General features: G+C 71.9%; 13 protein-coding genes. 2 read left to right on the top strand and 11 right to left on the bottom strand.

What is annotated here, in order from left to right; all coding sequences use genetic code 11:
• Window positions 1-4 precede the first annotated feature (4 nt).
• From nagB to D0Z08_RS10380, 8 genes are all read right to left on the bottom strand, one after another.
• Window positions 5-790, bottom strand: a complete 786-nt coding sequence (gene nagB, locus D0Z08_RS10345) for a glucosamine-6-phosphate deaminase (protein ID WP_118925167.1) — start codon at window positions 788-790, stop codon at window positions 5-7.
• Complete coding sequence (locus tag D0Z08_RS10350) at window positions 790-1911, bottom strand: N-acetylglucosamine-6-phosphate deacetylase (RefSeq protein ID WP_245993854.1); 1122 nt, start codon at window positions 1909-1911, stop codon at window positions 790-792. The genes nagB and D0Z08_RS10350 overlap by 1 nt, the downstream gene beginning before the upstream one ends.
• On the bottom strand, window positions 1908-2819 hold the full coding sequence (locus tag D0Z08_RS10355) for an ROK family protein (protein ID WP_245993856.1): 912 nt from the start codon (window positions 2817-2819) through the stop codon (window positions 1908-1910). Before D0Z08_RS10355 ends, D0Z08_RS10350 begins: the two co-directional genes overlap by 4 nt.
• Entirely contained in the window at window positions 2816-4216 is a 1401-nt protein-coding gene (locus D0Z08_RS32940) for a glycoside hydrolase family 3 protein (RefSeq protein WP_245993858.1), read from the bottom strand. Before D0Z08_RS32940 ends, D0Z08_RS10355 begins: the two co-directional genes overlap by 4 nt.
• Complete coding sequence (locus tag D0Z08_RS10365; protein ID WP_118925169.1) at window positions 4213-5058, bottom strand: carbohydrate ABC transporter permease; 846 nt, start codon at window positions 5056-5058, stop codon at window positions 4213-4215. The genes D0Z08_RS32940 and D0Z08_RS10365 overlap by 4 nt, the downstream gene beginning before the upstream one ends.
• Window positions 5058-5963, bottom strand: coding sequence for a carbohydrate ABC transporter permease (locus D0Z08_RS10370; RefSeq protein WP_118925170.1), 906 nt, complete (start codon window positions 5961-5963; stop codon window positions 5058-5060). Before D0Z08_RS10370 ends, D0Z08_RS10365 begins: the two co-directional genes overlap by 1 nt.
• A gap of 113 nt (window positions 5964-6076) precedes the next feature.
• A complete protein-coding gene (locus tag D0Z08_RS10375; RefSeq protein WP_118925339.1) occupies window positions 6077-7351 on the bottom strand; it encodes an extracellular solute-binding protein in 1275 nt (424 codons plus the stop codon).
• Window positions 7352-7424: 73 nt separating this feature from the next.
• Window positions 7425-8549 (bottom strand): ROK family transcriptional regulator, encoded by a 1125-nt coding sequence (locus tag D0Z08_RS10380; protein ID WP_118925171.1) that lies wholly within the window; start codon window positions 8547-8549, stop codon window positions 7425-7427.
• Window positions 8550-8589: 40 nt separating this feature from the next.
• Between D0Z08_RS10380 and D0Z08_RS10385 the strand changes: the two genes are divergently transcribed.
• Window positions 8590-9669, top strand: a complete 1080-nt coding sequence (locus D0Z08_RS10385) for an ABC transporter ATP-binding protein (protein WP_118925172.1) — start codon at window positions 8590-8592, stop codon at window positions 9667-9669.
• A 55-nt stretch (window positions 9670-9724) separates the two neighbouring features.
• Window positions 9725-10165: a DUF6542 domain-containing protein gene (locus D0Z08_RS10390; RefSeq protein ID WP_118925173.1), complete on the top strand. Its 441-nt coding sequence runs from the start codon at window positions 9725-9727 to the stop codon at window positions 10163-10165.
• Here D0Z08_RS10390 and D0Z08_RS10395 read toward each other — a convergent pair.
• The 3 genes from D0Z08_RS10395 to rplQ all read right to left on the bottom strand — a co-directional run bounded on the left by D0Z08_RS10395 (window position 10114) and on the right by rplQ (window position 12453).
• Window positions 10114-10734, bottom strand: coding sequence for an L-threonylcarbamoyladenylate synthase (locus D0Z08_RS10395; RefSeq protein WP_118925174.1), 621 nt, complete (start codon window positions 10732-10734; stop codon window positions 10114-10116). The two genes, D0Z08_RS10390 and D0Z08_RS10395, sit on opposite strands and share 52 nt — an antisense overlap.
• Before the next feature lie 9 nt (window positions 10735-10743).
• A complete protein-coding gene (locus D0Z08_RS10400; RefSeq protein WP_118925175.1) occupies window positions 10744-11745 on the bottom strand; it encodes a 4-hydroxy-3-methylbut-2-enyl diphosphate reductase in 1002 nt (333 codons plus the stop codon).
• 120 nt (window positions 11746-11865) lie between these two features.
• Window positions 11866-12453: a 50S ribosomal protein L17 gene (gene rplQ / locus D0Z08_RS10405; protein ID WP_118925176.1), complete on the bottom strand. Its 588-nt coding sequence runs from the start codon at window positions 12451-12453 to the stop codon at window positions 11866-11868.
• Window positions 12454-12642: the final 189 nt, after the last annotated feature.

Raw genomic sequence — 12642 nt, forward strand, 5'->3', positions numbered from 1 at the left:
CTCGTCAGATGCCCTGCCAGGTGGGCTTGGCGTCGTAGACCTCGCGGTAGTGCCGGAGCCGGCCCAGCCCGGACGCGGCCGGCGGGTCGACCAGCACGGACACGTGCGGGTGCAGCTGCAGGACCGAGGCCGGGCAGGAGGCGGACACGGGTCCTTCGACGGCCGCTGCCAGCGCTTCGGCCTTGCCGGCGCCGGTCGCGAGGAGCAGCAGGTGGCGGGCCCGGAGGATGGTGCCGAGGCCCTGCGTCAGCACGTGCCGCGGCACGTCGTCGACCGACCCGAAGAACCGCGCGTTGTCCCGCCTGGTCCGGTCCGTGAGCGTCTTGATCCGGGTCAGTGACCCCAGCGACGAGCCGGGCTCGTTGAAGGCGAGATGACCGTCGGAGCCTATGCCGAGGAGCTGGAGGTCGACTCCCCCGGCCGCGCGCAGCTCGGCCTCGTAGCGCTCGCCTGCGGACGGGAGGTCCGCCTCCGCCGGGTCCGGTCCGTGCACGCGCTCGGCCGCGATCCCGAGCGGGTCGGTGAGCTCGCGGGCGATGGTGGCGCGGTAGCTCTCGGGGTGGCCAGGAGGCAGGCCGACGTACTCGTCGAGCGTGAAGCACCGCACGTCGTCGTACGACGGGCCCCCGCCGGCCCGGTGCCGCCGGATCAGCTCCTGGTACGTCGCCAGCGGGGTCGACCCGGTCGCGAGACCGAGCACCGTGCCGGGCTGCGCACGGACCGCGGCCTCGATCGTGTCCGCGGCGAGCGCGGCGACCTCGTCGGCGGAGTCGAGCGGGACGACCTCCATCAGTCCGTCCCTCCGTGCACGAGCCGCCCGCCCACGATCGTGGCGACGACCCTCAGCTCCGGGTCGACCAGCGTCAGGTCGCCGCGGGCGCCCGGCGAGAGCCGCCCGCGCTCTCCGTCTCCGACCACGCGGGCCGCGGTCGCGGTGCAGGTCGTGACGGCCTCGGCCAGCGTGCAGCCCGTGGCCGAGCGCAGCGTCCGCAGGCACTCGGGCAGCGAGGCCGCCGAGCCGGCGAGGGTGCCGTCGGCGAGCCGGACCGTGCCGCCGCGAGCGACGACGTGCTGCTCGCCGAGTCGCCTCGGGCCATCGGGCAAGCCCAACGCGGCGGTGCAGTCGGTGACTGCGAGCAGCCGGTCCCGCCCCAGCGCCTGCCACAGCGCGGCCAGGGTCACCGGATCGAGATGATGGCCGTCGGCGATGACGCCCGAGACCAGACGTGGATCCGCGAGGGCAGCGCCGACCGGTCCCGGCTCCCGGGCGCGCAACGGCGGCATCGCGTTGCCGAGATGGGTGACCACCCGGGCACCTCGCGCCACCGCGGCCGCGACCTCGCCGGCGGACGCCTCCGTGTGTCCGACCGCGACCACCACCCCGCGCTCGACCAGGGTCGCGATCACGTCGAGGACCCCGGGCAGCTCCGGGGCGACCGTCACCATCACCACCCCGGCCTCGCGCGACCAGCCTGCGACCAGCTCTGCCGACGGCATCGCGAGCCATCGCTCCGGATGAGCACCCTTGCGTCCTGCGGCGATCATCGGACCCTCGAAGTGCCAGCCCAGCGGCGTTGCGCCGGACCACCCGGTCGGCGGGCCTCCGCCGAACGCGGCGAGCGCCCGGTCGCGGATCTCGGGTGCGGAGCTGATCACGGTCGGGAGGAACGCGGTCACGCCGTACGCCGGCAGCACCGCCGCCGCCTCCCAGAGCCGCTCGGGTTCCAGGGTGAGGTCGATCCCGGCGACGCCGTTGACCTGGAGGTCGATGAGGCCGGGCAGAACCGTCAGGCCGTGGGCGTCGTACGTCGGTCCGTCGGCGCGCCCGGAGACGATCCGTCCTCCCGACATCCCGACGTCGTACGGCGCCCCGCCGGCGTCGCGCCCGCCGCGTACGAGGAGGCTGCTCACGACGGGACACCCGCCAGCAGTGCGGCCCCGAGAGCCGCGACCGGCACGTCGCCCGGGACCAGCAGCACCCGGCCCGGCAGGTCCAGCGAGCGCAGGAACGGCGACGTGGCCGCCTGCTCGGCGAGCGCGTGGGCGACTGCCACGCGCAACCGCTCGCCGACCTGGGCGACACCGCCACCGAGCACGACGTACTCCGGGTCGACCGTGAGGCAGACCAGCCGGATGGCGTCCGCGACGCGCGCGGCGAAGGTGTCCCGGACAGCGACCGCACGCGGATCGCCGGCCGCGGCGGCGTCGAACAGCGCCTGCGCCGGAGCGATCCCCGCGACGGGCCACGCTTCCGCGACCGCCGATCCCGATGCCGCCGTCTCCAGGCACCCGACCTGGCCGCACTGGCACGGGTGGCCGCGCGGATCGACCGGGACGTGTCCGATCTCGCCGGCCGCGCTCCGGAACCCCCGCCGCAGCCGTCCGTCCAGGATGGACGCGGCCGCGAGGCCGGTGCCGAGGCTGAGGTAGACGAGGTCGTCGTGGCCGGTCACCTGCGCCGCACCGAGCGCGGCGGCGTTCACGTCGTTGTCGACGACGACCCGGGCACCGGTCCGTTCGGCGAGCCGCTCGGCGATCGGGAACCAGTCGTCGACGCCGAGGTTGACCGCGTGCTTGACGTTGCCGCCGGCAGCGTCGACCAGGCCGGGTACGCCGACGCCCACGACGCCGTCGAGCACGTCACCCACGCGGGCCCGCAACTGAGCCACGAGCTCGGCCGCCGCGGAGACGACCGCGTCGCCACCGGTCGGCGTGGTCGCGAGCACGTCGGCGAGCACCGTGCCGTCGGACGTCGCCGCCACGCCGTGCATCTTGGTGGCACCGATGTCGATGCCGACCCGTGCCTTTGCTGCGCTCACCGTCGCAGACCCGCCTTCTGCATGATCTCCTCGACCGCGGCGACCGCCGGCTGCGAGCTGCCCCGGGTGCAGATGCGCGCGTGGCCGCTGTCCGGCCAGCCCGTGCGCGGGCCGGGCCAGCCCCATTCGACGACCAGGGCGGGACCGCGGAGCGCCGCGAGCATCGCGCCGACCTCCGGGTGGCGATGTGCATCGCGGACCTGCACCACGAGCGGTCCGGCCGGCAACGCCGCACCCGGAGGTACGACGAGATCCGGGCGGGCCCCCCACGGCACCTCACCCACGGCGATGTTGGCAGGGGTGCTGATGCTCAGCACCTGGGCGCCGGTCAGCTCCGGCAGCTCACCTTCGACCACCAGCGACCGCAGAGCAGCCTCGCTCATGACCGCGCAGACGTCTTCCCCGGACGGCGTGCCCGTCGACGGGCGGCGGATCCGACCGACCCGCGCAGCTGCCTCCGCGAGTCGCTCCTCCGTCAGTCGTCCGGACCGGACCGCGTCCACGACGACCGACTGGACCTCGCGGACCAGTGACTCGTCCTTGTCCGGCCCCACGCAGAGCAGGTCGACGCCGGCGGCCAGGGCGAGCACGGATGCCTCGGGAATGCCCCGCCCCGCGGACGCCCCCGCCATGTCGAGCGCGTCACTGACGATCGCGCCGTCGAACCCCAGATCCTGCCGCAGGACCGAGAGGATCGGCCGGCTGAAGGTCGCCGGCAGCTGCGGATCGATCGCCGGGACGGAGATGTGGGAGGTCATCACCGCAGCGACGCCGGCATCGATCGCGGCCGCGAACGGCGGGATGTCGCGAGCCCGGATCTCGGGCACCGGTGTGTCGAGGACCGGCAGCGTGAGGTGACTGTCCTGCTCGGTCGCGCCGTGGCCCGGGAAGTGCTTGACGCACGCTGCGACCCCGCCGGACTGCAGCCCGCCGACCCAGGCCGCGACGTGGCGGCCCACGAGTCCCGGGTCCGATCCGAAGCTGCGGGTCCCGATCACCGGGTTGTCGGGGTTGCTGTTGACGTCGGCGACAGGACCCAGGTCGAGGTCGACACCGGCGGCGACCAGGTCCGCCGCAACCGAGCGCCCCGCCGCGGCTGTCAGCGCAAGGTCGTCGACGGCACCCAGCTGAGCCGCCCCCAGGACCGGGCTCCCGGTGCGCGCGTGCAGTCGGGTGACATCGCCACCTTCCTCGTCGACCGCCACCAGGGCATCGGCCCGCGCACGCCGTACGGCGTTCGTCAGCGCGCGGGCGTCGGCGATGCTGCCGGTGAGGTTGGAGCCGAACAGGCAGACCCCGCCCAGCCCCTCCTCGAGGAGCCGCGCCCATCCCGCTGCCAGGTCGGGTCCACGGAACGACGGCATCAGCACGCGCAGCGCGAGCGAGTCGAGGCTCATCCCTTCACCGCGCCCGCGGTGAGACCCGAGACCATCCGCCGCTGCACGATCAGGAAGAACACGATGACCGGGATGGTGATCAGCGTGGACGCGGCCATGATCGCTCCCCAGTCGACGCCGCGGCTCCGCGACTCGGAGAAGCCGACCAGCCAGACCGGCAGCGTCTCCTTGGCCGGTTCGGTCATCACCACGAGCGCGAGCGTGAACTCGTTCCACGCCTGGATGAACCCGAACAGCCCGGTCGCGACCAGGCCCGGGGCGAGCAGGGGCAGGGTGACCGTGAAGAACGCCTGCACCCGCGAGCAGCCGTCCATCATCGCCGCCTCCTCGAGCTCGCGCGGCACGCCGTCGACGAACCCGCGCAGCGTCCAGACGGTGAACGGCAGCACGCTGGCGACGTAGACCAATGTCAGCCCGAAGACCGAGTTGAGCAGGCTGACGCCCTCGAGCATCTTGTACTGGCTGATGAACAGCCCCTCCGCCGGGATCATCTGGATCACGAGCAGAGTCAGGATGAAGGACCGCCGCCCCCGGAACCGGAACCGGCTGACCGCGACCGCGGCGAGGAACGCGAAGAGCAGCGCCACCCCGACCGTCATCAAGGTGACCGACAGGCTGGTGACCAACGCGTTCCGGAAGCCCTCCCCCTCGAGGATCCGGTCGTAGTTGGCCAGCGTGCCGTCGGTCGGCAGCCAGGCCTGCTCGTCGCTCTTGATCCGGTTGCGCGGCAGGAACGACCGGCTGATCATCCAGTAGACCGGGAAGATGCTCACGACCAGGATCACCAGGCCGGCGGCGTTCGCGACGAGACGCGCGGGCGTCGGTGTACGGCGGGCGGACATCAGTCCTCCTCCTGACGAAGCATGACCCGGACGTACGGCGCCGTCAGGATGACGGTGAGCACGAGCATGAACATCGCGGCGGCCGCAGCAGTGCCGAAGTCGCCGCCCTTGATCCCCAGGGTGTAGATGTAGGTGCCGAGCAGGTTGGTGTCACGGGTGATGCCGCCGGCCTTCTGGAGCGTGTAGATCTGGGTGAAGACCCGCAGGTCCCAGATGATCTGCAGGAGCAGGACGACGAGCAGCACCGGCCGGACGGTCGGGAGCACGACGTGCACGAACCGCTGCCACGCCCCCGCACCGTCGATCTCGGCCGCCTCGACCACGTCGTCCGGGACCTGGGTGAGCGCCGCGTAGGTCGTGAACACCACGAACGGCACGCTCATCCAGACCACGATCATCGTCGCGATGGTGAAGAACGACATCGGCTCGATCAGCCACGAGTGGCCGTCGTAGTCCCAGCCGAGACCGGTGAGCACCGCGTTGACCACTCCGTAGTCGGTGTCGAAGAGGAACTGCCACACGATCATCGCGGCGACCACCGGCGTCGCCCAGGTGAGCAGCAGCCCGCTCTGGACGGCGATCCGCACCCAACGGCTCATCCGGGTCATCAGCAGGGCGATGCCGACCCCGATGCCCATCGTCAACGCCGCGTTGACGAAGCAGAACGCCACGGTCCGCCCGACGACTGTCCAGAGGTACGAGTCACCGACCAGCTCGCGGTAGTTGCCCAGCCCCACCCACTCCGGGGGTCGCCCGAACTGCTGGGCGAGGCCGAACTCCTGCAGCGAGAGGACCACCTGCCGCCCGAGCGGGTAGCCGAGCGCGAGGGCGAGGAGCGCCGCGGCCGGCAGCACGAGGCCGATGGGCAGCGGCGTACGTCGTACGGCCGGTTGGCGTCGAGCCATTGCGCGAGTCTCCTTTCGTTCGGGTCGTGGTGTCGAGGGCACGCTGACGCTCGCCGAGCCTGTCGAGGCGAGGCTGCCTCGCCAAGCTCGGCGAGCGAGCCGGTCGAGACCAGCTAGTTCAGCTCTTCGGTGATCCGCTCGTCGGCGTCGGACGCGAGCTCCTCGACGTCCCCGCCCTGCGCGATCTGGCTGAAGAGGTCCTCGAGGATGCGCGTCCCCTCGACCGTCGCCCAGTTCGCTGCGGCCGGCGTCAGCTTGGCGTTCGACGCCGCCTCGATCGTCGCCTGGGCGAACTCGTCGTCGCCGAGCAACGACGCCAGCGACTCCCGGGCCGGGGTCAGGCCGGCATCGGCGAGGATGCCCTGGTACTCGTCACTGAGCATGAGCGCGACGATGTCGCGGGCCAGGTCCTGGTTGGGAGTCTGGGCGCTGACCGCGATGTCGGACCCACCGAGCAGAACCGGCGCGGGGCCGCCGTCCGATCCCGGCAGCGCGAAGACGCCGACCTTCTCGGCGAGGTCGGGGCAACCTGCCTCCGGGTCGGTGAGCATTCCGTAGACCCAGCCGGGACGGGACATCATGCCGATCTTGCCGGCGCAGAACGGGGTGACCGGGTCGGCCTCGTTGGCGTCGGCCGGCGCGCCCGAGGCCTCCTCGTAGAGGGTCTGGAACGTCGTCAGGCCAGCGATCGACTCCGGCGACGAGAGGGTCCCGGTCCAGCCCTCGCCGTCCGGGGCGGCGAAGTCACCGCCGGCGTCCCACAGGAACGCGGCGCCGTCACGCCAGTCCTGGCCCGGGAGCCAGTAGCCCGAGAAGTCCTCCTGGTCGCTGTCCTCCTTGAGCGCGACCGCTGCGGCGACGAAGTCGTCCATCGTGGTCGGCACCTCGAGCCCCGCCCGGTCGAAGAGGTCCTTGCGGTAGAAGACGTACGTCGAACCCGCGTAGTACGGCACGGCGTACGTCTTGCCGTCCCCCGTCGCCCCCTCGACGAAGCCCTGCAGCAGGTCGTCCCCGCCGAGCTCGTCCAGGTCGCCGGTGAGGTCGCTGAACGCACCTGCGGTCGTGAAGGTCGGGGCCTGGGTGTTGCCGACCTCGACGACGTCGGGAGTCTGGTCCTCCGACGAGAGCGCGGTCGTCAGCCGCTCGACGAGGCCGTCCCACTCCTGCTCCTCGATGGTGAGCGTGGAGCCGGGGTGCTCCTTCTCGAACGTCTCCTTGAGCCAGTCCCGAGCCTCCTGGGGCGTGTCGGTGCCGTTGAGCCACACGACCATGTCCGCCTCCTCCGGTCCGCCGCTGGTGGCCGGCGAATCGTCGTCGGAGCCGCAAGCGCTGGTCACGCCCCACAGGGCGGTGACGGCCGCAATGGCCAGAATCTTCTTGATGCGCACCACTAGTTCCTCTGCTTCCTTGCGTGGGACTTTCCTGTGATTCCGACCCCGTGCGGGTCGCGCTCTGCGGGGATCACGACACCCCCAGCTCGGCGGCGAGGACCAGACCGGTCGCGCCGACGATCACTCCGTCGTCGCCGAGCGTCGTCGCCCGGACCACGAAGTGCTCCGCCGTGACGGGCATGACCCGCTCGCGGATGAGCGGCGCCGCTGCCAGCGCCAGGGGCTCGACGAGGTCGAGCGGCCCGCTGAGGACCACCTCGCCGAGGTTGAGCGTGGCGACCACGGGCGCCAGGGCCTCCGCCAGGTGCTGCGCGGCGTCGGTGAGCACCCGGTCCGGCCCGTCGTCGACGATCCGCCGCCGCAGGCGCGGGACCGACAGGTAGGTCTCGAGGCACCCGCGCCGGCCGCAAGCACAGGCCTCGCCGCCCTCCTCGACGCGGACGTGGCCGATCTCGCCCGCGGCGCCGCCGTGCCCGTGCAGCAAGGAACCGCCGAGCACCAGTCCCGCGCCGACACCGGTGCTGAGCCGCAGCAGCATCAGGCCACCTTCGGCACCTCCGCCGAACGTGAACTCGCCCAGCACCGCGATGTTGGCGTCGTTGGCGACGTAGACGGGGTGTCCGAGAGCGGCGCCCAGCGTCTCCGCGAGCTTGACGTCGCGCCACCCGAGGTTCGGCGCATCGAGTACGACGCCCTCAGGGCTCACGACGCCGGGGCTGGCGACGCCGACGCCGAGCAACGGCGTCGTGGAGCCCCGGATCAGGTCCGCGGCGAAGGTGCGGACGGCCTCGACGGCCTCGTCACCACGCCGGCCCTCCAGCGCTCGCGCATCGCGGGTGACCACGGCGCCGGCCAGGTTGACGACGGCGCCGACAATCTGGCCGTCGACCGACAGGTCGATCGCGAGGATGTGTCGCGCGTCCGGTACCAGCCCGACCAGCGTCGGGGGCTTCCCGACCCGGCTCTCCGCGGGAGCACCCAGCTCCTCGACCAGCCCGTCGGCCAGCAGCTCGCCGACCAGCTCCGACACCGTCACGCGGGTCAGCCCGCTCGATCGCGCCAGGTCCGCACGACTCGCCGGGCCCTCACCGAAGAGCTGCTGGAGCACCATCGACCGGTGGTGGCGTCGCGAGTCGGCACGGTGCAGCTTGGTGCGGCCGCGGTTCGGGCGTTCGGTCGGACTGCTCCAGGACATGTTTGTTAGTTCAGCATACTTACATATAGGCTGTCTACCTATGACGCAGATCACCTTCGCGGGCGCCCAGCGCTGGTACGCCGGAGCCGACCGCCCCGCCGTACCAGGAATCGACCTGGAGGTCGTCGACGGCGAGTTCCTGGTCCTCGTCGGCCCGTCCGGCTGCGGCAAGACCACGACGCTGCGGATGCTCGCCGGCCTCGAGCCCGTCGATGCCGGGCGGATCCTCATCGGCGACCGGGACGTCACCCGGGTTGCGCCGAAGGACCGCGACATCGCGATGGTCTTCCAGAGCTACGCGCTCTACCCGCACAAGTCGGTCCGCGACAACCTCGGCTTCGCGCTCCGGATGGCCAAGGTGCCAGCGGCGGACCGCGACCGCCGGGTCGAGGCCGTCGCCGCGATGCTCGGGCTGGCCGACCTCCTCGACCGTTTGCCCAAGGAGCTCTCGGGCGGACAGCGCCAGCGGGTCGCGATGGGCCGGGCGATCGTGCGCCAGCCCCAGGTCTTCTGCATGGACGAGCCGCTCTCCAACCTGGACGCGAAGATGCGGGTGCAGACCCGCGGCGACATCGCGCGACTCCAGCGCGAGCTCGGCGTGACGACGGTCTACGTCACCCACGACCAGGTCGAGGCGATGACCCTCGGCGACCGGGTCGCGGTGATGCACGACGGAGAGATCCAGCAGGTCGACACTCCCCTCGCTCTGTACGACCGACCGGCCAACCTGTTCGTGGCCGGCTTCATCGGCTCGCCGCAGATGAACCTGCTCGAGGTGCGCACCGAGGGCCCCGCGCTCCATCTCGGCGCGCACCGACTGGCCCTGAAGACGTCGTACGACGCTCCGCCGGCCGGCGGGATCACGGTCGGGGTCCGACCCGAAGGCTGGGAGCTGGTCGGAGCCGGAGAAGGGGTGCCGGTCCGGGTCGACCTGGTCGAGGAGCTCGGTTCCGACAGCTTCGCCTACGGCTCCGCCGACCTCGGCGATCGTACCCAGACCGTCTCGGTCCGGCTCCCGCACCGGGACCCCGCCGCGGTCGGCTCCACGCTCCACGTCACGGTGCCGACGCGCGCGGCCCACGTCTTCGACACCGCGACCGGTCGCCGCCTCAGCGAATGACCGACGTACGGCGCGCCGCGCCCGCCGCGCGCGAGCGCCGACCTAGCGTGGAGGCGTGACGAGCGCATCGCGCACGCTGTGGGAACAGGGCGACGAGCCCGGCTACGAGGTGGCCGCGCTCGCGGTGGCCCTGCTGCTGACCGCGGCCACGATCGATCTCGCGCTCGCGGACCGGCTCGGCCTGCTCTTCGACCTCACCTTCGTCACGGTGTGCGCCCGGGCAGCACTGATCGTGCGACCCGCCGCCTTCTTCACCGTCGGGGTGCTGCCGCCGCTCGCGATGCTCGCCGCGATCCTGCTGCTGGCGCTCGTGGAGCCGGCCTCGATCGCCCACCCCGACGACGGCGCCGTCCAGGCGACCGTCTCCGGCCTGTCGGCCCACGCGGTAGCGCTCGTGGTCGGCTACCTGGTGTGCCTGGCTGTGCTCGCGGTGCGCAACCAGGTTCAGACGAACCGGTCGGGGTCTCCCGCGCCGCGGCGCACCAGCTCGGGGTAGCCCTCCGACCAGTCGACGACCGTGGTCGGCTCGGCCGGGATCTCCCCCGCCTCGACCACGATGTCGACCTGGTGGTCGAGCTCTTCCTTGATCTCCCAGCCCATCGTCCGCGGCTCGGTCTCGCCCGGCAGGATCAGCGAGCTCGACAGCAGCGGCTCACCCAGCAGGTCGAGGATCGCCCGCACCACCCCGTGGTCGGGGATGCGAACTCCGACGGTGCGCTTCTTGGGATGCATCAGGCGGCGGGGCACCTCCGGCATCGCCGGCAGGATGAACGTGTAGGGACCCGGCGTGGCCGAGCGGATCGCTCGGAACGCGGCGTTGTCGACGTGGACGAGCTGTCCGAGCTGGGAGAAGTCGCGGCAGACCAGGGTGAAGTGGTGGCGGTCGTCGAGCCCCCGGATCCGGAGGATCCGGTCGCGACCGTCCCGGTTGCCGACCCGGCACCCGAGGGCGTAGCCCGAGTCCGTCGGGTAGGCGATGAGCGCGTCCTCGTGCAGGGCGTCGACGATCTGCTGCAGCGCCCGCGGCTGCGGGTTGTCCGGGTGGACGTCGAGATAGCGAGCCATCGGTGGTTGCTACGGACGGCCGGCGGCCTTGAGGTCGCGGTGCAGCTCCTTGGGGAGCGAGAACACCAGCGACTCCTCGGCGGTCTGGACCGCGCGAGCGTCGGGGAACCCGCGGTCGGCGAGGAAGGCGAGCACGCCGGTCACCAGGTCGTCCGGCACCGACGCCCCGGAGGTGACGCTGACCGTGCGGACGCCGTCGAGCCAGGACTCGTCGATCTCGGACGCGTCGTCGACGCGGTACGACGTCTTCGCGCCCGCCTCGAGCGCGACCTCGACCAGGCGCACGGAGTTCGAGGAGTTGGCGGAGCCCACCACGATCACCAGGTCGGCGGTGGCGCCGATCTCCTTGACCGCCACCTGGCGGTTCTGGGTCGCGTAGCAGATGTCGTCGCTCGGCGGGTCCTCGAGCTGGGGGAACTTCGTGCGCAGCCGGCGCACGGTCTCCATCGTCTCGTCGACGCTGAGCGTGGTCTGGGACAGCCAGGCGAGCTTCGCGTCCGGCGGGAACTCGAGCTTGTCGACGTCGTCGGGGTGCTCGACGAGCACGGTCTGGTCGGGGGCCTCTCCCGCCGTACCCTCGACCTCCTCGTGACCGGCGTGGCCGATCAGCAGGATGGTGTAGCCCTCGCGGGCGAAGCGGACCGCCTCGCGGTGCACCTTGGTGACCAGCGGGCAGGTCGCGTCGATGGTCTTCAGCTCCCGCTCCGCCGCCTGGCGGTGGACGGCCGGCGACACTCCGTGGGCGGAGAAGACGACGGTGGCGCCGGGCGGGACCTCGTCGAGCTCCTCGACGAAGATCGCGCCGCGCTTCTCGAGGTTCGACACGACGTGCTTGTTGTGGACGATCTGCTTGCGGACGTAGACCGGGGCGCCGTACAGGTCGAGTGCCTCCTCGACCGTCACCACGGCACGGTCGACACCGGCGCAGTAGCCCCGCGGGTCGGCCAGCAGGACCTGCCGGTCGGCGTCGTCCACGGACAGGACGCGAGGGGTACCGATGTCGATCGTCATGCCTGCCAGTCTACGGGCGTCGCGACCACGCCCGAAAACGCGCGAGCCGTCGCATCTGACCCGAAAAATGCACCGAGCCGGCGCATCCTCAAGATGCGCCGACTCGGCAACGTGCAGCGATCAGGCCTGCTCGTCGGTCTCCTCGACCTCGGCAGCGGGCTCGTCGGTCGCCTCGTCGGCGGCCGACTCCTCGGTCTCCTCGACCTCGGCCGGCGCCTCGGCGTCGGCGGTGGTCTCCTCGACCTCGGCGGTGGTCTCCTCGACCGCGGGCTCCTCCTCGACGACCGGAGCGGCAGGCTCGGCGGTCTTCTTGGAGGCCGACGGCTTCGGGTCGTACGCGTCGGTCACCAGCTCGATCACGGCCATGGGGGCGTTGTCGCCGTGGCGGGGACCGATCTTGGTAATCCGGGTGTAGCCACCCGGACGCTCGGCGAAGACCGGCGCGATCTCGGTGAAGAGGTGGTGCACGACGCCCTTGTCGGTGATGCTCTTCAGCACCTCGCGGCGGTTGTGCAGCGGGTTCTCACCCAGGTGCGCCTTCTTGGCCTTGGTGATCAGCTTCTCGGCGTAGGGCCGCAGGGTGCGGGCCTTCGCCTCCGTGGTCGTGATCCGGCCGTGCTCGAAGAGCGCGGTGGCCAGGTTGCGGAGGATGAGCCGCTGGTGGGCCGGGCTACCGCCGAGGCGGGGACCCTTCTTGGGCTTGGGCATTTCTGACTCTCATTCCCCCCGGCCGTACCAGGTACCGGGGATCAAGGCCCCCGACCGCGTGTCGGTCGGAAGCCGCCAATCAATCTGTAGTTGTGTCTACGTCAACCGCGAGGGCGGCAGCGTGTCGGACGGCCGGCGAAGCCGGCACGGTGAGGCGCCCGCGGGCCGAGCGAAGCGATGGCCCGTGCG

It is taken from the genome of Nocardioides immobilis, assembly GCF_003515065.1.
Lineage (GTDB): Bacteria > Actinomycetota > Actinomycetes > Propionibacteriales > Nocardioidaceae > Nocardioides > Nocardioides immobilis.